At 42.1% G+C, this 23,531-nt stretch carries 22 protein-coding genes and 1 riboswitch; of the genes, 20 read left to right on the top strand and 2 right to left on the bottom strand.

Going from position 1 to position 23,531, the window contains the following annotated elements:
* Positions 1 to 356 precede the first annotated feature (356 nt).
* The 11 genes from DOT_RS21230 (at position 357) to DOT_RS21180 (ending at position 15,440) form a co-directional block, all read left to right on the top strand.
* Positions 357 to 1,814: a trimethylamine methyltransferase family protein gene (locus tag DOT_RS21230; protein ID WP_009623406.1), complete on the top strand. Its 1,458-nt coding sequence runs from the start codon at positions 357 to 359 to the stop codon at positions 1,812 to 1,814.
* Positions 1,815 to 1,859: 45 nt separating this feature from the next.
* Positions 1,860 to 3,314, top strand: a complete 1,455-nt coding sequence (locus DOT_RS21225) for a trimethylamine methyltransferase family protein (RefSeq protein WP_009623395.1) — start codon at positions 1,860 to 1,862, stop codon at positions 3,312 to 3,314.
* 127 nt (positions 3,315 to 3,441) lie between these two features.
* Positions 3,442 to 4,074 (top strand): corrinoid protein, encoded by a 633-nt coding sequence (locus tag DOT_RS21220; protein WP_009623393.1) that lies wholly within the window; start codon positions 3,442 to 3,444, stop codon positions 4,072 to 4,074.
* 219 nt (positions 4,075 to 4,293) lie between these two features.
* Complete coding sequence (locus tag DOT_RS21215; protein WP_009623391.1) at positions 4,294 to 5,094, top strand: methyltetrahydrofolate cobalamin methyltransferase; 801 nt, start codon at positions 4,294 to 4,296, stop codon at positions 5,092 to 5,094.
* A 160-nt stretch (positions 5,095 to 5,254) separates the two neighbouring features.
* On the top strand, positions 5,255 to 6,811 hold the full coding sequence (hutH, locus tag DOT_RS21210; RefSeq protein ID WP_009623389.1) for a histidine ammonia-lyase: 1,557 nt from the start codon (positions 5,255 to 5,257) through the stop codon (positions 6,809 to 6,811).
* A gap of 24 nt (positions 6,812 to 6,835) precedes the next feature.
* Positions 6,836 to 8,860, top strand: coding sequence for a urocanate hydratase (locus DOT_RS21205; protein ID WP_040413110.1), 2,025 nt, complete (start codon positions 6,836 to 6,838; stop codon positions 8,858 to 8,860).
* A 522-nt stretch (positions 8,861 to 9,382) separates the two neighbouring features.
* Positions 9,383 to 10,018, top strand: coding sequence for a cyclodeaminase/cyclohydrolase family protein (locus tag DOT_RS21200; protein ID WP_009623386.1), 636 nt, complete (start codon positions 9,383 to 9,385; stop codon positions 10,016 to 10,018).
* 3 nt (positions 10,019 to 10,021) lie between these two features.
* Entirely contained in the window at positions 10,022 to 10,918 is an 897-nt protein-coding gene (ftcD, locus tag DOT_RS21195) for a glutamate formimidoyltransferase (protein ID WP_009623384.1), read from the top strand.
* Positions 10,919 to 11,169: 251 nt separating this feature from the next.
* Positions 11,170 to 12,438, top strand: coding sequence for an imidazolonepropionase (gene hutI, locus DOT_RS21190; protein ID WP_009623382.1), 1,269 nt, complete (start codon positions 11,170 to 11,172; stop codon positions 12,436 to 12,438).
* Between the two features lie 241 nt (positions 12,439 to 12,679).
* Positions 12,680 to 14,923 (top strand): xanthine dehydrogenase family protein molybdopterin-binding subunit, encoded by a 2,244-nt coding sequence (locus DOT_RS21185; RefSeq protein WP_139024272.1) that lies wholly within the window; start codon positions 12,680 to 12,682, stop codon positions 14,921 to 14,923.
* A gap of 61 nt (positions 14,924 to 14,984) precedes the next feature.
* Positions 14,985 to 15,440 carry a (2Fe-2S)-binding protein gene (locus DOT_RS21180; RefSeq protein ID WP_009623378.1) on the top strand — a complete coding sequence of 152 codons (456 nt, stop codon included), beginning with the start codon at positions 14,985 to 14,987 and terminating at the stop codon, positions 15,438 to 15,440.
* A 3-nt stretch (positions 15,441 to 15,443) separates the two neighbouring features.
* On the opposite strand, the gene DOT_RS21175 is transcribed toward DOT_RS21180, so the two are convergent.
* Positions 15,444 to 15,857 (bottom strand): RidA family protein, encoded by a 414-nt coding sequence (locus tag DOT_RS21175; RefSeq protein WP_009623376.1) that lies wholly within the window; start codon positions 15,855 to 15,857, stop codon positions 15,444 to 15,446.
* 80 nt (positions 15,858 to 15,937) lie between these two features.
* A complete protein-coding gene (locus DOT_RS21170; RefSeq protein WP_009623374.1) occupies positions 15,938 to 16,195 on the bottom strand; it encodes a hypothetical protein in 258 nt (85 codons plus the stop codon).
* Between the two features lie 667 nt (positions 16,196 to 16,862).
* On the opposite strand from DOT_RS21170, the gene DOT_RS21165 reads away from it, so the two are divergent.
* The 9 genes from DOT_RS21165 to dapA all read left to right on the top strand — a co-directional run bounded on the left by DOT_RS21165 (position 16,863) and on the right by dapA (position 22,997).
* A complete protein-coding gene (locus tag DOT_RS21165; RefSeq protein WP_242833885.1) occupies positions 16,863 to 17,789 on the top strand; it encodes an ATP-binding protein in 927 nt (308 codons plus the stop codon).
* A gap of 635 nt (positions 17,790 to 18,424) precedes the next feature.
* A complete protein-coding gene (locus DOT_RS21160) occupies positions 18,425 to 18,826 on the top strand; it encodes a hypothetical protein (RefSeq protein ID WP_009623370.1) in 402 nt (133 codons plus the stop codon).
* A gap of 79 nt (positions 18,827 to 18,905) precedes the next feature.
* Positions 18,906 to 19,529 (top strand): hypothetical protein, encoded by a 624-nt coding sequence (locus DOT_RS21155; RefSeq protein WP_009623367.1) that lies wholly within the window; start codon positions 18,906 to 18,908, stop codon positions 19,527 to 19,529.
* An 83-nt stretch (positions 19,530 to 19,612) separates the two neighbouring features.
* Positions 19,613 to 19,894: a hypothetical protein gene (locus DOT_RS21150; RefSeq protein ID WP_009623365.1), complete on the top strand. Its 282-nt coding sequence runs from the start codon at positions 19,613 to 19,615 to the stop codon at positions 19,892 to 19,894.
* Positions 19,891 to 20,193, top strand: a complete 303-nt coding sequence (locus DOT_RS21145; protein ID WP_282433487.1) for a GNAT family protein — start codon at positions 19,891 to 19,893, stop codon at positions 20,191 to 20,193. The genes DOT_RS21150 and DOT_RS21145 overlap by 4 nt, the downstream gene beginning before the upstream one ends.
* A gap of 91 nt (positions 20,194 to 20,284) precedes the next feature.
* Positions 20,285 to 20,782, top strand: a complete 498-nt coding sequence (locus DOT_RS21140) for a DinB family protein (protein WP_009623360.1) — start codon at positions 20,285 to 20,287, stop codon at positions 20,780 to 20,782.
* Positions 20,783 to 20,859: 77 nt separating this feature from the next.
* Positions 20,860 to 21,438 (top strand): hypothetical protein, encoded by a 579-nt coding sequence (locus DOT_RS21135; protein ID WP_009623358.1) that lies wholly within the window; start codon positions 20,860 to 20,862, stop codon positions 21,436 to 21,438.
* Positions 21,439 to 21,590: 152 nt separating this feature from the next.
* On the top strand, positions 21,591 to 21,752 hold the full coding sequence (locus DOT_RS31275) for a hypothetical protein (protein ID WP_009623356.1): 162 nt from the start codon (positions 21,591 to 21,593) through the stop codon (positions 21,750 to 21,752).
* A gap of 91 nt (positions 21,753 to 21,843) precedes the next feature.
* Positions 21,844 to 22,019, top strand: a riboswitch (Lysine riboswitch).
* Between the two features lie 87 nt (positions 22,020 to 22,106).
* Positions 22,107 to 22,997 (top strand): 4-hydroxy-tetrahydrodipicolinate synthase, encoded by an 891-nt coding sequence (dapA, locus tag DOT_RS21130; RefSeq protein ID WP_009623352.1) that lies wholly within the window; start codon positions 22,107 to 22,109, stop codon positions 22,995 to 22,997.
* Positions 22,998 to 23,531 lie beyond the last annotated feature (534 nt).

Raw genomic sequence — 23,531 nt, 5'->3', positions numbered from 1 at the left:
TTTATAAAGTTATGTGATTAGTGATTTTATTTCTATCATAGCCGTAATAAGGGGCTGCAAAATAAAAAAAGGTGCATCTTTTTTTTGCACCTAAAAACCAAGCGTTTTAAGCATAAACAAAAAGGGTGTGCAAAAATTATATGCGCAAAAGTCTCGATTCATTAAATTGAAGAGATGAGATCAGTTAAGGAATAGGCTGAAAAAGCTATAATAACTGCGGAAAATGAAAGTTTAAATATAAATACAAACTCAATTATTATGTGGCATAGAAATTGCAATATAGTTTAAAGATTAATGAGAACGTTGTTGGAATTATGCAAGACATGAAGCTAAAAGACAAGAGGAGGATACATCTCATGAAAAAGATTCGCTCCAATAGTATAGAGCAAGCCACGCCAATGCTTCGTTGGGTTAGTGAGAGTCAGATCGAGGAGATCCATCTCGCGACCTTAGAGGTTCTGGAACGTACTGGGGTTAAAGTAGATCATCCGGAAGCGTTGCGGTTACTAAAAGATGCTGGATGTATCGTTAATGAGCATCGTGTTCGGATTCCAAGCTGGTTGGTAGAAGAATGCATTCGCTTGGCACCGAGAAAAATCGTGGTTGCCAATCGTAAAGGCCAACGAGTTATGCCATTGGAGAAAAATAGGACGTATTTCGGGACTGGTTCGGATCTTCCCTTTACCGTAGATCTGGAAACCGGTGAGCGACGGCGCTCTACAAAGAAGGATGTTGAATTAGCTTGTCGGGTCATGGATTATTTACCTAACTATGATTTTGTTATGAGTTATGCTATCGCTTCAGATCAGAACGCTCTGGTGAGCGACCTACATCAACTGGAAGCGATGGTTTCTAATACTATTAAACCGATGATCGTTACAGCCCATGATGAAATAAACATGCGTGCTCAGTTAGAGATGGCAGTTTTAGTAGCGGGAGGCAGAGAAGAACTTAGAAAAAATCCGTTTCTGGTTCTCTACTCTGAGCCAATCTCTCCATTAGTACACACCAACGATGGTGTTGCCAAGATGTTTGCTTGTTTTGAATATGGAGTGCCTGTAGTTTATACGCCGGGGATTTTGTCTGGGGCTACAACACCGGTCACAAAAGCCGGAACCATCGTTTTAATGAACGCGGAAGCTCTGGCGGGAGTAGTCATGGCTCAATTAAAGCAAAAAGGAGCCCCGATCATTATCGGAGGCGGGGCGACTCCTATGGATATGAGGAGTACGGCAACGTTGTATGGATCTCCGGAAACCATGATGAACTACGCGATTATGACTCAATTATCCCAGTTTTATGGAATTCCAAACTTTACAGAAGCGGGTTGTGTTAATTCACCGGTACCTGATGCCCAGGCCGGAATGGAAGCAGGAACTGGGATTTTGATGGCCCAGTTAATGGGGGCTAATTTAGTCCATGATGTTGGATATCTGGAGGGTGGTAAAACTGGTTCTTTAACATTCCTTACTATGTGTAATGATTTCATGGATGCTGCACGTTATATGGGTCGAGGAACACGCATTGATGAGGAGACACTCGCCGTGGATGTGATTGATGAGGTTGGGCCGGGTGGAAATTATGTTGCCCATACCCACACTTTTGAACACTTCCGCTCCGAAATTTGGACCCCTAAGCAGTTCAATCGCTCATTTTGGGATACTTGGGAAGAGCAGGGGTCTAAAACGGTTGAAGACAAAGCTGCTGAATTAGCCAAAGAGATTGTTGCTACTCATACCTCCGAATTGTTAGATGAAACGGTTCGCACTGGAATGAGTCAAATTATTGCAGAAACAGAGAAGCAAAAACAATAATCCCAATGAATTAAGGCCGTTGGCAGAATAAAGGGGGTACCGAGTATGGGAGTAGGAAGTTCACATGGGAATGGGTTGTTTTTCCGAACGCTTACAGAAAAACAGGCTGAGGAAATTCATCTGGCCAGTTGTCAAATTCTCGAAGAAACAGGAATGATGATTTACCATGAAGAGGCGGTTGAACTTCTTCGGCAGGCGGGGGCATTAGTGGAAAACGGTAATCGGGTTTATTTCCCGAGCAGCCTGGTAAAGAAAGCCCTGCAATCCGCACCTTCGCGCGTTACCCTATACAACCGAAATGGGGAAGCGGCGCTCCATTTAGAAGGAGCTAATGTTTACTTTGGCACAGGATCAGATACGATGAATTATCTAGATCCGTTTAGTCAAGAAAGGCGCAGTTGGTGCCAAGAGGATGTGGCTAACGCCATAAAAATCTGTGACAGTCTGCCAAATATCGACTTTGTGATGTCGATGGGCCTTTTGTCAGATGTTGATCCCCACATGATTAATCGCGAACAATATGCCATCATGGTGCAGAATACCGTGAAACCTCAGGTGGTCATAGCTGAAGATGGGGATACCTTAAAAGATATCATCGAGATGGCAGCAGGTGCCGTTGGTGGGAAGGAACGCTTGCGCCAGAAACCATTATTCATGGTCTACACAGAACCGACCTCACCACTCCAGCACCCTAAGGAGTCTGTTGATAAACTATTGCTTGCTGCAGAAAATTGGGTTCCAACAAATTTTGCTTGCGGTGGGGTTGCAGGAGCCTCGGTTCCTACAACGGTTGCCGGGGCGTTAGTTCAGGCCAATGCCGAAGCCTTGAGTGGCTTAGTTATCCACCAATTGAAATCTCCAGGGGCGCCGTTTGTTTACGGTTATGGCAATTCTCCTTTAGATATGAGGACCATGCAAGCGGTATATGGAACTCCCGAAGCGGTACTTTTCCAAGGAGGGGTTGTTGATCTGGCCCACTACTACAATCTGCCATCTTGGGGATATGCCGGGTGTTGCAATGCTAAAGTTTGTGATGAACAAGCGATTGTTGAGTCAACAATGTTCACAGTCATGGGTGCACTTCAGGGTTGTAATATTATGCATGATGTATTTTATATGGAATTTGGTTTAACGGGATCGTTGGAGCTACTCGTTATCTCTAATGAGGTTATCGGGCGGACCAGACGATTGCTCAAAGGCATTGATACTGATAAAGAATCCCTAGGGGTTGAGTCGATCATGCGGGTCGGACCGGGAGGCAATTTCCTGGGGGATGAGCATACGGCCAAACATTTTCGTGCGAATTGGCGGCCAGAACTCTCGGATTTAAACAGCTTCGAGAATTGGTCAGAGAATGGGAGCAAAACGATGGTTGATCGAGCCAGAGATAGAATTAAGGATATTCTGGAAACGCACCGACCCGAACCTGTAACCGAAGAGGTAAAGGAAAGAATTGATACAGTTCTCAGAGAAGCTCGTGCAAAGTTTGGAGCAATCTAACAAAGGTCAGAAGTCAGAAGCCGGAAATCAGAGTTAGACATTCCGCGCTCAACTAAAGAAGTATCTGCATTGGAACAAGAAGTTGCCTTAGATAGGCCTTATTTAATAATTTAAGGGGGACTAGTAAATGAGTGATTTTGACAGTTTAGCCCAAATAGTGATCAGTGGTGATTTTGGAGGAGCTAAAACTTTAACCCAAAAAATGATTGATAATGGTGTCGATCCTCTAGAAATTATTAATCAAGGATTAATGGCTGGTATGAATGTTGTTGGAGTTCGTTTTAAAGCCGGGGACATGTATGTTCCAGAGGTCATGATGTCTGCAAGGGCCATGAGCACGGGGATAGAACTAGTAAAACCACTGATTGCCGACAAAGATATGCCTTCTGCTGGCAAAGTGTTGATCGGAACCGTTAAGGGTGATCTGCATGATATTGGCAAGAAACTTGTCGTCATGATGATGGAAAGTGCCGGGTTTGAGATTATTGACTTAGGTGTGGATATAGACCCCGCAACGTTTGTAAAAGGTGTGAAGGAACACAAGCCACAAGTTATTGGTATGTCCGCACTTTTGACGACGACGATGTTGTCGATGAAAGATACGGTTGAGGCCCTGAAAAAAGAGGGTTTGCGCGATACGGTTAAGATTATTATTGGAGGGGCTCCGATAACTCAGGGGTTTGCCGATCAAATTGGAGCCGATGGGTATGCTCCCGATGCTGCCACAGCGACAGAATTATGCCGTCGGTTAATTGCGTAAAAAATAATAGGATAGTTTTTAACACTAGTTTTTTCGATAAAAGTCTGCAAGAATAAGTACAACTTTGGCTACTGCCGGCGCTTAAAGGCTTGGCGCTAGCCAAGTTTTCATTTTATTATCAGAACGTGCGAAGACAGTGTCTTCGTGTGTGTGTGTGTGTGTGTGTGGGCGCCAGCCAAGTTTCTTTAACATAACTTATTAGCAGCAGGAGGAATGAATGTGCTAATTATCGGTGAATTAATCAACACCAGTAGAAAAGCTGTCCGTGAAGCTGTTGAGACTCAGAATGCAGAGTATATTCGTCAGCTTGCTAAAGCGCAAATTGATGCTGGGGCTAATTATCTGGATGTCAACTGCGGTACCATGATTTTTAATGAATTGGAAATGATGGAGTGGCTTGTCAATACAGTTCAAGAAGCGGTAGAAGCTCCGCTGTGTATTGACAGTCCTAACCCTCTGGCTATTGAAAAAGGGCTTTCTTTGGTCAAACACGGACAACCTTTAATCAACTCCATTACTGCTGAGGTCGAACGATATCAGCAGATACTGCCGCTAGTCCAAAAATACAGAGCCAAAATTGTCGCCTTGTGTATGGATGATACTGGAATTCCTGAGACAGCCGAGAAACGGATGCGGGTGGTAAAGAAGCTGTATCAAAGTTTAACTGAAGCAGGAATTCAGGAAGAGGATATATATTTTGACCCCTTGGTTACGCCGGTAAGTACAGGAGATCGAGCTGGAGTAGAGGTCTTGGAAACGCTAGCTCTAATTAGCAAAGAATATCCCAAGGTGCATAAGGTCTGTGGGTTAAGTAATGTTTCTTTTGGGCTACCTAACCGCAAGGTCTTGAATCAGCTGTTTTTGGTTCAGACCATGACGATGGGAATGGATAGTTATATCTTGGATCCACTTGACCGAGTAATGATGGGCTTTGTCCACGGTTCTCAAGCTTTGCTGGGGCTCGATCCGTACTGTGGAAATTATCTATCAGTCCATCGCCAGGGGCTATACCAGTCCTAATGACCTTGACAGTAGTCCTTAGGGGCTACTGTACCTATCTTTAATCAAGATTTTCAAATAGGGTTTTGGATGAATGTTATCAGGTTGGACAGGGAAAATTACGTATCAACAACCACAGCGAGTTATTGAAAGTTATTTGAGCTTAGAGGAGTGGCATGTTATGAGTGGAGTCTCAGCAGAACATCTGAAGGTTATCTTGGACGGAGAAACACTCACATTGGAGCAGGTGGTTGCGGTAGCGCGGTGTGGTGCCAAAGTGGAATTGCACTCAGGTGCCAAGAAGAAGGTCATAAGATCCAGAGAGTATGTCGATCAGCTGATTGAAGAAAATCAATTGGTTTATGGGATAACGACTGGTTTTGGAATGTTTAGTAATATCGTTATATCTAAAGAGGATGCCCGAAAGCTGCAGCGTAATCTCATTATGAGTCATTCCACAGGCGTGGGGGAGCCACTGCCAGCTGAAGTTGTAAGAGCAATTTTGCTTCTTAGGGCTAACGCCTTAGCAAAAGGTTTTTCAGGCATCCGGCTTTCAACATTGGAAACCTTGATAGAGCTGCTTAATTCGGGGATTGTTCCCGTTGTACCAGAAAAAGGTTCGTTAGGAGCTAGCGGAGATCTAGCGCCCTTGTCGCATATGGTTTTAGTTTTGCTTGGTGAGGGTGAAGCGTTTTACAAAGGGCAGCGGATGACTGGGCAGGAGGCCTTAGCTCAAGCTGGGATTGTGCCCGTAGTCTTAGAAGGGAAAGAAGGTTTGGCCTTAATCAACGGAACCCAAGTAATGACAGCAATTGCAGCTTTAGCCGTCTGGGATGCTGAAATTTTATGGGAATCCGCGAATATAACGGCAGCCTTATCCTTTGAAGCCCTCGAAGGGATTCTTGATGCGTTTGATCCTAAAATTCATGCTGTGCGCCCTCATAAGGGTCAGATTGATGTGGCAAAACAGATGCGTCTTCTCACGGAGGGGAGTACGTTTATGGCAAACGGGCGACGCCCCAGAGTCCAGGATGCTTACTCACTTCGTTGTGTAGCTCAAGTGCATGGTCCTTCTGGAGATGCGGTAGCGTACGTGAAGAAAGTTGTAGAAACTGAGATGAATTCTGCGACCGATAATCCCTTGATCTTCCCAGAAGAAAAACAGGTATTTTCAGGTGGGAATTTTCATGGGCAACCGATTGCTTTAGCGATGGATTTTCTAGGGATTGCTGTGGCTGAGCTGGCGAACATTGCTGAACGGCGAGTAGAGCGCTTGGTGAATCCTTTTTTAAGTGGACTACCTGCCTTTTTAACGCCAAACGGGGGGCTGAATTCTGGTTTTATGATTGTGCAGTATTCCGCTGCTTCACTGGTTTCCGAAAATAAGACATTGGCTCATCCGGCCAGTGTGGATTCAATTCCATCCTCCGCTAATCAAGAAGATCATGTAAGCATGGGAACGATTGCAGCTCGTAAAGCTCGAGCTATCATCGAAAATACAGCCCATGTTTTGGCCATGGAACTATTGGCGGCCTGTCAGGCTGTTGATTTGCGAATAGGTAAAGAAGAACTCAAACTCGGGAAGGGCAGCGAGAGCGCTTATACACTTGTCCGGTCAAAGGTGGGCACACTTGAAGAGGATCGTGTCATGTATCCTGATATTCAAGGTGCTAAAAAGTTAGTTTCCTCAGGAAAATTAGCTAAGACGGTTCGTTGCAAACTGCAATTAAAAGTTTAGTGATTTGTTAAGGGGGTTCCTGCCATGATTAATAATTATGACATTTCGCAAGCCATGACGGTAAAATTAGAATCCGAACTGCCAGATAAGCCGGAATTTATAGAAGGAATCAGAAGGGCTCCAGACAGAGGGTTCAGCCTAACTCTGGCTCAGACAAAGATCGCCTTAAAAAATGCTTTGCGTTATGTACCCGAAGAACTCCACGAAAAATTAGCCCCGGAATTTCTGGAAGAATTACGGACCAGAGGTCGGATTTATGCCTATCGTTTCCGTCCGGTTGGACGATTGTATGGGAAACCAATTGATGAATATAAAGGGAACTGTATTGAAGGTAAGGCCTTCCAGGTTATGATTGAGAATAACTTAGATTTTGATGTAGCCCTTTATCCCTATGAGCTTGTAACCTACGGCGAGACAGGAAGTGTCTGCCAAAACTGGTTACAGTATCGGCTAATCAAAAAATATCTTAAAGTATTGACAGATCAGCAGACGTTAGTCGTGGAATCCGGCCACCCAGTTGGATTATTTCCATCTCGACCAGAAGCGCCGAGGGTGATCATTACCAACGCTTTAATGGTCGGTATGTTTGACAATCAGAGGGATTGGGAAATTGCTGAGCAAATGGGTGTGGCAAACTATGGCCAGATGACAGCTGGTGGCTGGATGTATATTGGACCGCAGGGAATTGTGCATGGAACTTTCAACACTTTGCTAAATGCGGGGAGACTGAAGTTAGGAATCCCACACGATGAAGATCTGAAAGGATATTTGTTTATCTCTTCTGGTCTGGGAGGCATGAGTGGGGCACAGCCTAAATCCGTGGAAATAGCTCAAGGCGTAGGCATTATTGCTGAAGTTGATGAGTCAAGAATAAGAACCCGCTATGAGCAGGGTTGGGTTAGTAAAATGTCTGCAGATCTTGAGGAAGTCTTTCGTCTTGCAGCTGAATATGTGCAGAAGAAAGAACCGATGTCTATTGCTTATCAGGGCAATGTCGTTGATTTATTGGAGTATGCTGTTCAGCACAACATTAAAGTGGATTTACTTTCCGATCAGACCTCCTGCCATGTTGTCTATGATGGAGGTTATTGTCCGCAGGGTGTCACGTTTGAAGAGCGGACCAGATTACTTGGCTCGGATCGGGTTGAATTTAATAAACTGGTTGACCGGAGTTTAATTCGCCATTACGAGTTAATCAGTGCTCTGGTAAAAAGAGGAACCTATTTCTTTGATTATGGGAATTCTTTTATGAAGGCCATTTATGATGCAGGTGTCCAAGAAATATCCAAAAATGGCGTGGACGAAAAAGATGGCTTTATTTTCCCGTCCTATGTTGAAGATATTATGGGGCCGGAGCTCTTTGATTACGGGTATGGGCCCTTTCGGTGGGTTTGTCTCAGCGGCAAAAAAGACGATCTGCGCAAAACTGACGAAGCGGCGATGGCCTGTATCGATCCAAATCGTCGAGGCCAAGATCGCGACAACTATATTTGGATTAAAGATGCTGAAAAAAATAAACTTGTCGTCGGCACGCAAGCTAGAATTCTTTATCAGGACGCCGAAGGGCGGATTAAAATTGCGCTCAAATTTAATGAAATGATTCGCAATGGAGAGATTAGTCCAGTTATGCTTGGGCGGGATCATCACGACGTTAGTGGAACGGATTCTCCATTTAGGGAAACAGCAAATATTAAAGATGGTAGTAATGTCATGGCTGATATGGCTGTCCAAAGTTTTGCAGGAGATGCTGCCCGAGGGATGAGTCTAGTATCCCTCCACAACGGAGGGGGCGTCGGGATTGGCAAAGCCATTAACGGTGGATTCGGCTTAGTGTTAGACGGAAGCGAGCGAGTAGATAATATTATTAAATCAGCTCTCTTGTGGGATGTGATGGGTGGAGTGGCTCGTCGGTCTTGGGCCAGAAATGAACATTCCATCGAAACTAGTATCGAGTTCAATGAACGTTATAAGGGTTCAGGACATGTTACAGTGCCCTTTATACCAAAAGATGAGTTAATTGATGAGTTGGTTAATAAGCTGTTTGGGTGAGAGAAGTATCTTAGCCCGCTCGCACACGTTGCATTGCTATTCGCTTGTCGCTAAGGCAAAAGCGCAAAACCTCTGGGCTTTTCTGCCTGTGAACCGTTGCGTTTCTTAACGCCCTATCGTCTACGCTCATTCACGCAATTCCACTAAAGTGCTCCCTAAGCTAAGAAACTTCCTCTGAGCTTGGGTCGAACGGGGTGGACGACGACGGGAGAGTTTATGATGCTGTTTGCGTTTTAACGCCAATACACTTGGCGCGAAAGTGAGTGTTTAGTGCAAGCGCGTACAAGTGGGGACGGTTCTTACTTGCATACTTGCTTATACCCGTGTAGTTCTACTTTACTTTACTCTCTAGACTAAGAAATTCCTTATGTTGGTCTCATTAGGTCATTCATTGAAGGTATTGGAGTTGTGGAATTGTACAGCATATCATAATGACGCGGGTCGGCTCTTTAGGCAAAAATGCACCTTGCTTCGGTGTTGCGTCGTGAAGGCTGGTCGAAACAAAGGAAGGGAGCTGGGATAATGGATCTGAAGGATATGAGTTTAGGCGAATTTGCCCAGGAGGTGGCTTCGACTTCGCCGGCACCGGGCGGCGGAAGTGTGGCTGCTTACGCTGGCGCTCAAGGATATGCGCTTGTGGCTATGGTTTGTCGTTTGACGCTGGGGCGGGAAAAGTTTTTCGCTGTGCAAGATAAGATAAAGTCTTTATTGGAAGTTGCTGTGGCCAAGCAAGAATTGTTATTGACACTTGTGGATGAGGATACGCAAGGCTTTAACATAGTTATGGAGGCCTTGAGTCTTCCTAAGAATAGCGATGAAGAGAAACTGATTCGGAGAGAGGCTATAGAAAAGGCGACGTTCAAGGCTGCGGAGATTCCTTTGCAAACAGCTAAGAAATGCTTGGCGGGACTGTGTGAAATGCCAAACTTGTTAACCATTGGAAATCCGAACGCCTTGAGTGACATGGGAGTTGCAGCCCTGATGTTCAAGTCCGGCTTAGAAGGGGCTCTCTATAATGTCCAGATTAATGCCTTAGGGTTAAAGGAACCTAAGACAAAAGAGGCTTTACTGGCTGAAAGCCATACTTTACGTGAAGAGGGAAATCGGTTATTTGAGGAATGCCAGGCAAGCTTGATGAGTCGACTTGGAGGGATATAATAAGTGGTAAAAGTTGTGGAATGTATTCCTAACATTAGTGAGGGTAGGCGGCTGGATGTCGTTGAAGAGATTGTTGCCGAGGTGAGACAAGTACCGGGGGTAACCTTGTTGGATTACTCTAGTAATGCGGATCACAACAGAACGGTTATCAGCATGATCGGCGAGCCTGAGAAGGTTCTTGAAGCTGCTTGGAGACTAATTAGCAAAGCTGCGGAAAAGATTGATCTTAATCAGCATCAGGGGGAACATCCTCGGATGGGAGCGACAGATGTTTGCCCCTTTGTCCCCGTGCGTGGAATGTCTATGGACGAATGCGTCGATTTGGCTAAAACATTAGGTGAACGTGTTGGACGAGAATTGATGATTCCAGTCTTTCTCTATGAGAAGGCTGCCATTAGACCCGAACGCCGCAACTTGGCCGATGTACGCAGAGGACAATATGAAGGATTAAAGGAGAGTATTAAGACCCCTGAGCGTACTCCGGATTATGGACCCAAGGTCTTAGGAAAAGCTGGCGCCATTGCCATTGGAGCTCGTCCGCCCCTTGTGGCGTTTAACGTAAATCTGGGGACAACTAATATGGAAATTGGTAAGGCTATTGCTAAAGGAATTCGAGGGAGTTCAGGGGGCTTTGTCAATGTCAAAGCCTTGGGAATTGATCTTTCCGAGCAAGGGATTGTGCAGATCTCGATGAATATGGTGGATACCCAAGGGACCCCGTTGTATCGAGCCTTAGAATTTATTAAAGCTGAAGCAGCCCATTTTGGTGTACCTATAGTCGGCAGCGAAATTGTGGGACTTGTTCCGCTGGATGCTATGATGGATGTGGCAACTTACTATTTAGGCCTGCATGAATTCTCAAACGAGCAGATCTTAGAGAAGCACGTGTTTGGATTCTAGACGGCTTGGGTCGAGCAGAGGTGCGATTGCCCGTTCGCACACGCTGCATTGCTATTCGCTTGACGTTAAGACTAAAACGCGGAACCTCTTGGTTGTTCTGTATGTGAACCTTCACGTTTCTTAACGCCTTATCGTCTGCGCTCATTGACGCAATTCCGCTAAAGTGCTCTCTAAGCAAATCGTACCTTTGCTTCGATGCTGCGCCGTGGGGCTGGGAACGGGGTTGACAATTACAAGGAGGTATTTTTGTGATGTATGCGGATATATTGATCCATTCTGCTGATATGATGGCGACGATGATGGGTCATTCTGGATGTCCGGCTCGCGGGGAGGGTATGTCCGAGATTAGTCCGATTAAAGATGGTGCCGTCGCCATTCGAGAGGGAAAGATTACTGCGATAGGCACAACGGAGGAACTTCTAGCGGGTGGCTGTGTAGGACCTGAAACGATACAAATATGCGCCAAAGGAAAGGTTGTTACCCCTGGGTTTGTTGATCCTCATACGCACGTTATCTATGCTGGCTCGCGGGAAAATGAGTTGTCTTTGAAACTTAAAGGTGTCCCCTATTTAGAGATCCTAAAACAGGGCGGGGGAATCCTTTCAACGGTTCGGAGTACGAAGCAGGCCACGGATGAAGAGATTAAAGCTCAAACCAGTCGCCGACTTCAGACGATGCTAAGTCTGGGAACGACAACCGCTGAGGTAAAGAGTGGTTATGGATTAACGTTAGAGGAAGAAATGAGGGCTTTGCGTCTCATTAAAGAACTAGATAATGAACAGGTAATCGACTTAGTATCAACTTTCATGGGTGCTCATGCCGTTCCACCGGGTTATAACGAAGAAGAGTTTACAAATTATCTTATTAATGATGTGTTGCCCCAAATTGCTGCTCAGGGCCAAGCGGAGTTTTGTGATGTCTTTTGTGAGCCTGGTGTTTTTAGTCTTAACTCAAGTGAGAGGATTTTAGCCAAAGCTAAACAACTTCACTTTAAGCTGAAGATCCATGCCGATGAATTAGCCCCAGCCGGAGGAGCAGAATTAGCGGCGAAACTGAAGGTAACTAGTGCCGAGCATCTTCTTCAAGCCTCGGATGAAGGAATAGCTGCACTGGCTAAACAAGGAGTCATTGCAGTACTGCTTCCATCAACTTCGTTTAACCTAGCCAAAAATTCGTATGCTCGAGCAAGGGCCATGATTAGTGCCGGAGTCCCCGTAGCTTTGGCAACTGATTCCAATCCAGGGTCTTCCCCTACGGAATCCATGCCCTTAGTCATAACCCTTGCCTGTCTCTATCTCCGTCTTACCCCAGAAGAAGCTTTGACTGCAGTCACTATTAATGCAGCTCATGCCATTGGAAAGTCTAATCTGGTGGGCAGTTTGGAAGTAGGGAAGCAGGGAGATGTTCTTATACTTGACGTTCCTAATCTGAATTATTTACCTTACCATTTCGGTAGCAACCCGGTTGAGAGGGTGATTAAACGAGGCAGAGTAGTTTGGAGTGCTTGTACCTCGTCATAACCTGACATATAATATTGCTAACCGAATAGTGTTTCCGAGCACGTTTCAGCTTCTAATACACATTTCCGCATGATACCATGTTATTTTGGTTAATTTGGAGTAGCATCTCAATCTACCAAAAACCTAGTGTTCATGCGGATTTCTAATTTTTCTCTCTTTGGGCAACTTCTCCGTTTAGGGCGTGAACTTTAAATCTAACTGAAGATTGTAAAACGAGTTAAAGCAGCAAGGGGTGAGCATGTTGACCAAAGATTTTAAATATGTTGGACAGACGTATCCAATTCATGACGCACCTCAAAAGGTGAGAGGAGAATTAGTCTATGTCAGCGATTTGAATCTGCCCAAAATGGTGTATGCAAAGTTACTTTTAAGTCCGATAGCACATGGAATTATCAAAAATATCGATACAAGCAAAGCAGAAACACTGCCGGGTGTGATAAGAGTTTTCACCCATTTAAATACACCGAACAAAACGTATAGCCGCTATAGAATCATACCTGACCAGGATTTTTGCCTGGAGGATGAGCGTCTCTTTACAGAAAAAGTAAGGTTTGTTGGGGATCGGGTTGCAGCTGTTGTTGCTACCAGCCTTGAAACTGCTAAAGATGCCATCTCACTTATTCAAGTGGATTATGAGGTGCTGCCTGTTTTAAGTACTCCTGAAGCAGCGTTGCTAGATGAGAAAACTAAAATTCATCCTGATGGTAATCTGATCTATCAATATGACTATCAACTAGGGGAGCAGGTGTTAGTTTCTAATGATAGTGTGGAAGTGGAGACAACAACACGTACTCAAAAGGTGCACCATGCGACAATCGAAACGCATGTCTGTGTAGCAGATTATAATAGCGCAGGGAAGCTCACCATCTGGGCAGGTTGCCAAGGTGCCTTTGGCGTAAGAACGATTGTAGCGGATTTGCTTGAATTAAGTTATAACAAGGTTAGAGTTATTAAAATGCCCATGGGAGGTTCTTTCGGAGGAAAGCAAGAAGCGATCATCGAGCCAATTACTGCCTTTTTGGCAAAGGAAGTTAGACGTCCTGTCAAGTTGATTTTCGATCGAAAAGAATGTATTATGGCGACCATGACCAGACCAGCAACGAGTACAACGATAAAAACCAGTGTTACAAAGGATGGAATTCTGGAAGATTGTATCGTAGATACCGTTTTAGATGCTGGAGCTTATGCTACCAGTTCAGTAGATAATGCTTATGCCATGTCTAAAAAAATTTGTAGATTATATAGAATTCCTTACTACCAACATCAGGGTAAGATTGTTTACACCAATACACCTGTCGCAGGTGGCGCCAGAGGGTGGGGAGCTCCAGAAATAATGACTGCCCTGGAAATCCATATGAACGCAGTTGCCAAAAGGTTAGTTATGGATCTCGTAGAATTCAGGCGCAAGAATCTTGTCCATCCCTATGACAGAGACAAAGCATCCTCGTTTTCATTGGGAAACGCTCGCGTAATTGAGTGTTTGGAGAAAGGGGCTGCCAGATTTGGTTGGAATGAAAGATATTACAGAATGCCAGATAAAGGAAGATATCGGCGGGGTGTAGGATTAGCTTGTGCAGCACATAAAAATGGGATGTATGGTGGCTTTCCTGAACATAGTACAATGACCCTCAAGATGAATGAGGATGGCAGTTTTATTTTGAATACTGGTCTGCATGATTTAGGTTGTGGGACGATTACATCGATTAAACTGATCACTGCAGAGGTATTAGATATTGATCCTAGCAATATTACCGTTTTGGAAGCAGATACGGAAAACGGCCCTTATGATTTTGGCTCTTATGGCAGCAGAGTAACCTATATTTGTGGTGCTTGTGCCTATGAAGTAGCTAAGAGAGTAAAGGAAAAAATACTAGAATGTGCGTCCCTTATTTTTCGAAAGCCTAAACAGTATTTAGAAGTTGCTAATGGTACGGTAGGGATTAGTGGCCATCAGCAACAGACCATAAGTTATCGTGAAATAGCAACAACGGCTAAAACTAAGGATAATACGGATATCGTCATTACGCACACCTATCATGGAACATCTAATCCTGGTGTCTATGCTGTACACTTTGCTGAAGTTGAGGTGGACACCCTGACCGGAAGGGTTAGAGTGTCAGATTATCTTGCAGTTCATGATATTGGAAAAGCCATTAACCCTGGAATGGTTGAAGGGCAGATCCAAGGGGGCGTACAAATGGGAATAGGTTATGCATTATATGAAGAAATAAAAATAGGTAACGACGGAAGAATACTTAACAGCAGCTTAGCAAATTATCATGTAATTAATGCGCCGGATATGCCCACTGTAAAAACGCTTTTGATTGAACAGGGAGGGGATGAAGGTCCCTATGGGGCAAAAAGTGTAGGGGAAATAGCCTTTGTCCCTGTTGCAGCAGCGGTAATAAATGCCGTAAATAATGCCTTGGGGACTTCATTGTCCGATATGCCTCTCACACCGGAAAAAATTTTAGCGGCATTGTAATATATTTGGGGAATTAAGATATGAAAATTGTCATTGTATAAGAGACAAGAGGTGTTAGGCATTGCAAATCGAGTTTAAGGTCAATGGTGAAGAATATCAAATGGACATTTGTCCAACTATGAGATTGGTTGATTTATTGAGAGGGAAACTGGGTTTGACAGGGACAAAAGAGGGCTGTGGCGAGGGTGAATGCGGCTCCTGTACTGTGATCATGAACGGCAAGGCGGTAAATTCCTGCCTAGTTCTTGCACCTCAAATTCACGGGCAGGAAATCTTGACCATCGAAGCTTTAGAAAAGAATGGACAGATGGACAGATTACAGGAATCATTTATTAATAATGGCGCGATCCAGTGTGGCTACTGCACGCCAGGAATGCTGATGTCTGCCAAAGCACTCTTGATGGCAAATTCCAATCCATCTGAAGAAGAAATCAAAATTGCCATCTCAGGTAACCTATGCAGATGTACCGGATATAACAAAATAGTCCACGCAATCAAGGAAGCAGCCGAAGAATAGAACTCATTTTGTACGGTTTTCTACTGCTGCTACAGCTTCGATTTCCACCAATTGATTTGTATAACCTAATACTGTAACTCCAGATAAGGTACTTGGGACATCATGATCACCAAATTCTTTTCTAATTGTTTCCCATGCTGATACTAAATCGGACCGATTTTGAGATGCGACAAGGACTCTGGTATATACGATGTCTTCCAATGAGGCTTCGCACTCCTTTAATGCTTCTTTCAAATTATCTACACAGAGTTTTGCCTGAAGCTCATAATCACTTAGATTGGGTACTTTTCCTTCTTCATTAAGAGGACAGGCCCCCGCTAAAAATAATAAATCCATACCTGATGGTATTCGCCCAGCGTATGCATAATCAACAGGAGCTAAGTTTGTAGAATGAATTAATGATATCTTTTTGCTCATTTTGATTCCTTTCTTTTGAGAAAAAATATTATGCGTTGGTGAGAGGATTGGAATTTCTTACTAACGCATTTTTTTCTGTGTTAAAGAATATGATCCTCAACCAGGTTGTGGCTTGCGTTTGCATTCAAATCTAAATCATATATTTTCTTTAGCTCGATAATTTTTTGCAGACTAGCTTCACTGAACGGCTGTTTTCCCTCAAATGCATGTAAAACTATTCCTTCTAATAAATCACCTAGAGAAATATCGTGGTATTCTGCTAATCCTTTGAGAACTTTTATTATGCGCTTCTCAATGCGTACACCCGTTTGAACACGTTCAACTTTGATTTTGTCCACCTAAATGACCCCTTTCAAAACAAGTATCATAATATTTTTGTACCTTGGTACCAATATACTATGATACAATTATTATGTGAACTGCTGTGATCTGCTTTGACTTTAAAATCCACGCTATTATACAGGAAAATCACGGTTTGTGTTGAATATTCTATAATATTAAGGAATATTATCTTTATCTAAAGGGTGGATATGAAATAGGGAGATGTATCGCATGGAGGTCTTTCCATTACAATATAAAAGCGAGTACCATAAAAAGGACATTGAGGAGATTATAACTTACAATAATTTTAAACGAACCAAGAATTTATCTATTATTATATTATTGTTAAGTATATTTCTTCTTTTTATAGACTATCTCAATAGAGCCGAGGGTCTTTGGATTATTAATAATGGTTATCTTTATCTATTTTATTCTCATGTCGCTTTGAGTTCGGTATCACTTCTGTGTATTTTGGTTTTCTACAAAATAATAGCTCATTTCGTAAATGAGATAACTTTATTTCATAAATTATACGTAATTCTGTATTCTTTTTTTTTACTAAGCCTTACAGCTGTAATCTCTGGTTGGATCGATCAAAAGATCCATGGGCAAATTATTGTTTACCTTATAATATGCATTACAATAGCTGTAATGTTCAATTATAACATTAGGACTATTACACCTATGTACGGATCATCATGTGTTGTGTTAATGATTTTACTAACTATTAGTCAAAAGGATCTGAATATACGCCAAGGGAACTATATTAACGGTTTTTCGATAGTTCTACTATCATGTTTTCTATCCGCCTTACTATATAAACTTAAGCGGAGAGATTTGTTGCATAAGTTTTATCTAGAGGATTTAGTCACAGAGCGGACTAAGGAATTACAAACCGCTAATGACTTACTTACACAGGAAATATTGGAACGTAAAAGAGCCGAGATAGAGATGGCTAAACTTGAAAGGTTAAATTTAATTGGTGAAATGGCTGCAAGTATTAGTCATGAAGTCCGGAATCCAATGACAACAGTGAAGGGTTTTTTGCAATTGCTTAGGAACAAACAAGAGCCGCGAGATATAGAATATTTTGACCTTATGATTGAAGAACTAGATCGTGCAAATTCTATTCTTGCGGAATTTCTTTCAATTAGAAGAACCAAACCCACAATGTTTCAATTACACAATATTAATGATATTGTCACATCCACCTTGCCGCTCATTCAAGCTGACGCCCAAAACAATGATACATTAGTGACTGTAGAGCTTAATAATGTACCTGATTTGCAACTTGACATTCAAGAGATACGTCAACTGATATTAAATCTTGTCCGCAATGGATTTGAAGCAATGTCTAGGGGCGGACAGTTAAGAATAAGAACTTTTACTAATAATAGTGAGGTAGTCTTAGCAATATCGGATGAAGGCAATGGAATTGAACAGTACATTCTAGAAAAGTTAGGCACCCCATTCTTTACAACGAAAGAACAAGGGACTGGTTTAGGATTAGCCGTGTGTTACGGTATAGTTTCACGACATAACGGGAGGATCAGTGTTGACACTAGTCCGATCGGCTCTACATTTTATGTATACATAGAAATGAGTAAATAAGAAGCGGTGGCAAGAGTTGTGCGTCGAGATTCCACCTGATCTCGTTAAACGGTGGACCTAATAGTTAACGAAAATAATTACGCCGTAGCTCCCTAAGTGCCGCTATATCGGCCTTCTGTAACTACGGTGAAGGGCCATGGTGTCAAATAACTAGGTCCTTTAATGTCGATGCTCGGAGACGTAAGGATACTAAATCCGGCTTAGGTTACTTTGTAACTATGGCCGGGTTTTTATGTTCAAAATGGGGATCAAGTACGCGAGATATTAGGTGGACGGAATATAGTAATGCATTTCTGGATAAAGCTTAACCTTAATAAACACCGCAATTCAAGAATCTCTATAATTAGGACGAAAAATGTCGAAAAAGACAAACGTTTGTTGACGAATTCCTCACCTTGTAGAAACTAACCAGTGATTCTTGTTATTATGTACTGAAAGCACAATTGGACCGCATTCAGGTAAGAACATTTTTCTGTCCTGACTGTCTAGTAAACTATTCTTAAGCAGTTTAAGCTAATATGAATCATTGATGGATTTCATACACTAAATCGTTCTTTGATAATTAAATAAGCATGAATGTAGCTTAAGGTCATTATTCCACTAGATGTAAGCTCTAAATTGGAGGGAAACAAAAAATGATAGCAAAAATTTGTGATAGACATGGGATCAAATCGATTCGATGGATTGAAGGGGAAGAAGTTACACCGATTTCTTACGCATCATTTCTTAAGTTGCCCTGTGAGAATCCGAGAGATGCAGACGACAGTCTAGGGACATATTATGATAAAACTCTCTGGGAGATCGTATCAAAATGGGCAGAAAACAACCGGGAGTATGAGCTAAAGGAGGCAGCTTTTGGATTTACTAAGGAGGCTTTTAGAAGTAACTTAATTGCATTATGTGAATCAGAAAAGGGAGAATTCCCTGTCGATGTATTTAAGTATGATATGAGTCATTATGTTGCTTATAGAAATTACTGTAAAACAAGATATGATATTTTTGTAGCGTTTATAGAGGAATTTGTAAAAATTCTGTAACCGAGTTAACAGAAGGGGTTTATTTTATCAATAATATTAATCGTTAGGTAAAATTCAAGGTAAGAAGGAGAATTTGATTATGAGGGGATTGGAAACTGACAAGGTGTTATATAAGCAATTTAAGGATGGTGCACTTACCGACCTGTTAGAAATGATCAAGAATAATAGCGACAAGTATTATTTGGGAATTCGTGATGAGTACGTTAATATATATTATATGGGAGGAAATCTCTTGAAAATTAGCTGCACTCATCAAAATCAGTTGAGATTTGATTTTGATGAAAAATATCTCGTGAACTCCGGTGAGCTGATTCCCCAAAAAAACGCTCCAGTAAAAGAATGGATGAACATAATTCCTAAGCTCGAATTATATGTTAAGAAATATCAGAATGGATCAAACCCAAGGAATAAAATAAAGAAAGAAAAAATAGCCCAACAGGCTATACTTCTTAAAAATAACTCTTGTTCAGATTCGGATTACTTTATAACAGATATGGAGTATAGCACTCCCGGAATTGGTTTCGGTCGTTTCGATTATATTGCAATTCATAAAGGCAAAGGCAATTGTCGACACCGTCTAGCTTTGATCGAATTAAAATATGGAAGGTCTGCCTTTGGAACCAACCTAACGAAAGTGAACGATACAAATCGATATGGAAGTGGAATAGTGGGACATTCACATAACTTCTATAAAGACAAATAGTTAATGGAACTACTTGGGATACATTAAAATATCTAAGGAAGGAAACGGTCAGACTTCTAAAAAATTACATCGAATTAGGATTAATGGATTCCATTAACGAAAAAAATTTCAAAGATATCCAAGAAGAATACATTGATATAGACGAAAGGAATATTGAAACTTTGTTTTTATGCATTTCATGTGAAGATGTAGAAAAAAGCAAAGACACAATTAAAAAATATCTAGGTGTTAGTGAAAAATCGGCCAAATATACGGTTAAAGACTTCGACGATCAAGATAAACTTCAGCTAAAGTTCTGGGTTACTGATGGTCAGACTTTGGATATTAAACGTTTGTCTGAAAATCGGTTTGAAAACCTCGGATAACTTTTGACTACTCTCATGATGTAAATATGATAACAATAGGTTACAGACTAAATGAGAGGTTTTGGGCTACGGGAATCGCTACTAAAACTGTTAAGGCAATGACAGATTACCTCTTTAATGATATAGGCATTAACCGTATTCAAGCCTTCGTCATGCCAGAAAATATTAAATCGCAGAATGTATTACAAAGAAATTGTTTTGTTAAAGAAGGAATAATTCGGCAAGGGTATGTTTGGAAAGGTAAAGGTGTTGTTGATTTGATATTATATTCGTTTTTGAAGTCTGACACTACAAAATAAGGTTTCTAATATAAACTTATCATGCAATGTTCGTTATTTATGGGGAATAAGAAGAAAAATTCTAATAATTCCATTTGAAAGAGGTAAGACAATGATTACCAAGGGACAAATAATTGAACTTTATTATTATGACGAGTGGGCCAATTTCAAGTTACTGGATGCGATAAGTCATTTAGAAAATGAAGAGTTAATCCGGGACTTATCAAGTAGTTTCCGTTCAGTAAGAGATACGATGGTACATATTTTAGGAGCCGAAGAACTGTGGCTATCGCGCTGGAGGGGAGAACAAGGCAGGACTTTATTAAATGCTAATGATTTTTCAACTGTTGATGCATTGACCAAACGATGGGGTGAATTTAAGAAGCTGTTGAATTCTTATTTGGATTCATTAAAAGAAGAGAATTTGATGGAAGAAATTAGTTATAAGAATCTTAAAGGAATACCATATCGTTTGGAATTATGGAAGCAAATGTTACACGTTAATAATCATTCATCCTATCACCGAGGGCAAGTTGTATCTATGCTGAGGCAATTGAAGAAACAACCGCCCTCACTTGATTTGATTAATTACTATTTAGAAAACAAGTAAGAAGGGAATTCTGGACAACAAGCGATGGGTGAAAGAGCGTTGGGGGTGTGTATGGTTATTGGGTATGGGAGGTCACTATGAAATGTTTCGACAATTTCACTGACTCGATCTGGGTGATATTCTACGGAAATCTGCTGCTTTTGTTTTGCAGCTTGTTTTACCTTATCTGGTGGATTGTTTCCTTTCGACCGGATTCACCCGGTGGGGCGATCGGCGTGTTCTCTATTATTGCCGCTTTGATCGCAGGAGTTGTCGCGATTACTCTGATGTCTACTGGCATTCTCTCGCTTTCATTTATTTCCAAAGGTCTGCCGGTAAAGTTTATTCTGATTGGCGGCGCAGTTTTGTTCGTTGTACTGCTATTGGTTACGAACATGGCATTTCACCGGATTGTGACATCGGAACTGATAATAATGCATATTTGGGCGGCATTAGAGCTGTCAGCAGTCGCTGTGCTGTACGGAACGGGGCGCTTTGGATCTGGACGTGCGACGGCATTGGGGGCTCTTGTAGGAATTGCCACCGTTGTCGGTTTAATTTGTTATGTGCTTTATTACCGATTGGACGGAATGTCAAGTTACTGGGACGGCATGGTTCCGTTGATAACGGATTCGTTTGTAATGGCTGTTTTCCTGGGAGTGTTGGCGGTTTCGTAATCAAGCGAGATGGGTGTGTCAACTTAGCTTGTTACGGCATTCGCCCCGCTTTAAGGATGATTTGACAATACGTGATACATTATGGTCGGTGAATCCGGGTATGAGGACGGCTTGTTTACCATTATATTTAATTTGTTGAGAGAGGGAGAAGTATGAAATATTCAGAGGCAAACTTAGGAAGGATTTTTATTCTGAGACTAGAACACGGGGATAGAATACCCGATACTATTGAGAACTTTGCAATAACACACTTAAAAAGAATAGGTACCGGTAATAGTTTTGAGGAATCATTAAAAGGTGTAAACAAGATATAAAAATTCACAAAAACCACTCCTTATACTCCTGTCTCCTTGTGTGTCTACTAATTTGTGCTTGACAAGTATAAGGATATATGGCTAGACTGATATAAATGATAGAGGTGCATTGTACAATCAGTACCCGAAGTTGTTAAGGTTTACGTAAGACCGTAGCTTCGGTGAAAGGTGTAGATGCCGAAGTTGGTTCCAATTACGTGGGGACTGGGCTGGTTGAACAAAATAAGATTTGTTCAACTGTCGCATTTGCGGAGAGCTATCTATATTACAGTATGATTAGAAAATCATATGAGTAATTTAGTAGCTGATTCCGTATCAGCTATTTTTTTGTATAAAAGGAGAGGTAGAATTAACATGAAAAAGAACACTGTTTTCAAAGGTATCGCCACAGCTCTCATCACTCCTCTGGACGAATCCGGAATTAATTATGAGCAGTTTGGCAAATTGATTGATTGGCAAATTGCAGAAGAGATTGATGCTCTGGTGATTTGTGGAACCACAGGTGAAGCATCGACCTTAACTGACGCGGAGCACAGAGAAGCAATTACATTTGCAGTTCGGTACGCAGGAGGCAGAGTGCCGATCATCGCAGGCACAGGTAGTAATGACACCGAATACGCGCATGATCTCACTCGTTGTGCCTGCGAAGCAGGTGCGGATGCCATGCTCGTAGTTACCCCTTATTACAACAAAGCTACGCAAAAAGGCCTGATTAAAATGTTTACTCAAATTGCCGACAAGAGCACAAAGCCTATCATTCTCTATAATGTGCCTTCAAGGACAGGTATAAATATTGAGCCTGCAACCTACGAGGTATTAGCTGAACACGAAAATATAGTAGGGATTAAAGAAGCAAATGGTAACATTTCAAAAGTTGTTGAAACGATGGCGCGTGTGTGTGGCAAGCTTGATTTGTATTCAGGCAATGACGATCAGATAGTTCCACTCATGGCGCTTGGTGGAGTTGGCGGCATTTCTGTGCTTTCCAACATTATGCCGGCACAGACACGTGAGATTTGCACCCGTTTCTTTAAAGGTGACATTGCCGGTAGTGCAGAGCAGCAATATAAACTTTATACCCTTATAGACGCACTGTTTTGTGAAGTAAACCCAATTCCGGTCAAGGCTGCTATGGCAGCTATGGGTTTCTGTAAGGATTATCTCAGATTACCTCTCACTACAATGGAGGATACAAACCGTGAAAAGTTGGTCTCTCTTATGAGAGCACATGGATTAAACGTTTGAAGGTTATTAGGGACGATACCAGCAAATCAATGAAAGAGACGTGTCTTTGCAATACCTTCCAATTGGTTAGCGAATAATGCTTATTCAACCCCACCGGGGTATGAAGGAAACAATGGCTTTTTCAGATTTTTGCGTTTGATGGTGAAGGCTGGACTATAGATCAAGTAGCTGAAGATCAAATTCCCTTTAATGACTGCAGTAGTCTTTGGAATTACTACCATTTTGTGTGTGTTTCAAGTAGTATTTCCAGTAATTTTGGCTGTTCCAGGACGTGAGCCTCACAAGTTTGTAAGTTGTGAATGGTGGATTGCAACACCGCTTTGTACAAGATGGCGGTATAGTTGGCTTACTCTCTAACTTATTTTTCTTGGGAATCTTAGGATACTCTGTCGAACGCATCTTACCATGCCGTTGTAGTAGTCCTGTTTTTTTATGACGAAGCAAGGAGAGCGTTAAGCCCTCCTTGCTTCGTTTATTCCAATAAGATTTATTTAGAAAATAACTTCTGATAGTGACGTCAGGTTCGTATCTCTG

The organism is Desulfosporosinus sp. OT, assembly GCF_000224515.1.
GTDB lineage: Bacteria > Bacillota > Desulfitobacteriia > Desulfitobacteriales > Desulfitobacteriaceae > Desulfosporosinus.
The sequence above is the reverse complement of the archived record's forward strand: the minus strand, read 5'-3'. Positions and strand labels throughout refer to the sequence as shown.

Excerpts from the sequence above, each read along its gene's own strand:
- DOT_RS21230 (WP_009623406.1), top strand. The coding sequence starts at position 357 with ATGAAAAAGATTCGCTCCAATAGTATAGAGCAAGCCACGCCAATGCTT.
- DOT_RS21225 (WP_009623395.1), top strand. The coding sequence starts at position 1,860 with ATGGGAGTAGGAAGTTCACATGGGAATGGGTTGTTTTTCCGAACGCTT.
- DOT_RS21220 (WP_009623393.1), top strand. The coding sequence starts at position 3,442 with ATGAGTGATTTTGACAGTTTAGCCCAAATAGTGATCAGTGGTGATTTT.
- hutH (WP_009623389.1), top strand. The coding sequence starts at position 5,255 with ATGAGTGGAGTCTCAGCAGAACATCTGAAGGTTATCTTGGACGGAGAA.
- DOT_RS21205 (WP_040413110.1), top strand. The coding sequence starts at position 6,836 with ATGATTAATAATTATGACATTTCGCAAGCCATGACGGTAAAATTAGAA.
- DOT_RS21200 (WP_009623386.1), top strand. The coding sequence starts at position 9,383 with ATGGATCTGAAGGATATGAGTTTAGGCGAATTTGCCCAGGAGGTGGCT.
- hutI (WP_009623382.1), top strand. The coding sequence starts at position 11,170 with ATGTATGCGGATATATTGATCCATTCTGCTGATATGATGGCGACGATG.
- DOT_RS21175 (WP_009623376.1), bottom strand. The coding sequence starts at position 15,857 with ATGAGCAAAAAGATATCATTAATTCATTCTACAAACTTAGCTCCTGTT.
- DOT_RS21165 (WP_242833885.1), top strand. The coding sequence starts at position 16,863 with ATGTACGGATCATCATGTGTTGTGTTAATGATTTTACTAACTATTAGT.
- DOT_RS21160 (WP_009623370.1), top strand. The coding sequence starts at position 18,425 with ATGATAGCAAAAATTTGTGATAGACATGGGATCAAATCGATTCGATGG.
- DOT_RS21155 (WP_009623367.1), top strand. The coding sequence starts at position 18,906 with ATGAGGGGATTGGAAACTGACAAGGTGTTATATAAGCAATTTAAGGAT.
- DOT_RS21150 (WP_009623365.1), top strand. The coding sequence starts at position 19,613 with ATGGATTCCATTAACGAAAAAAATTTCAAAGATATCCAAGAAGAATAC.
- DOT_RS21140 (WP_009623360.1), top strand. The coding sequence starts at position 20,285 with ATGATTACCAAGGGACAAATAATTGAACTTTATTATTATGACGAGTGG.
- DOT_RS21135 (WP_009623358.1), top strand. The coding sequence starts at position 20,860 with ATGAAATGTTTCGACAATTTCACTGACTCGATCTGGGTGATATTCTAC.
- DOT_RS31275 (WP_009623356.1), top strand. The coding sequence starts at position 21,591 with ATGAAATATTCAGAGGCAAACTTAGGAAGGATTTTTATTCTGAGACTA.
- dapA (WP_009623352.1), top strand. The coding sequence starts at position 22,107 with ATGAAAAAGAACACTGTTTTCAAAGGTATCGCCACAGCTCTCATCACT.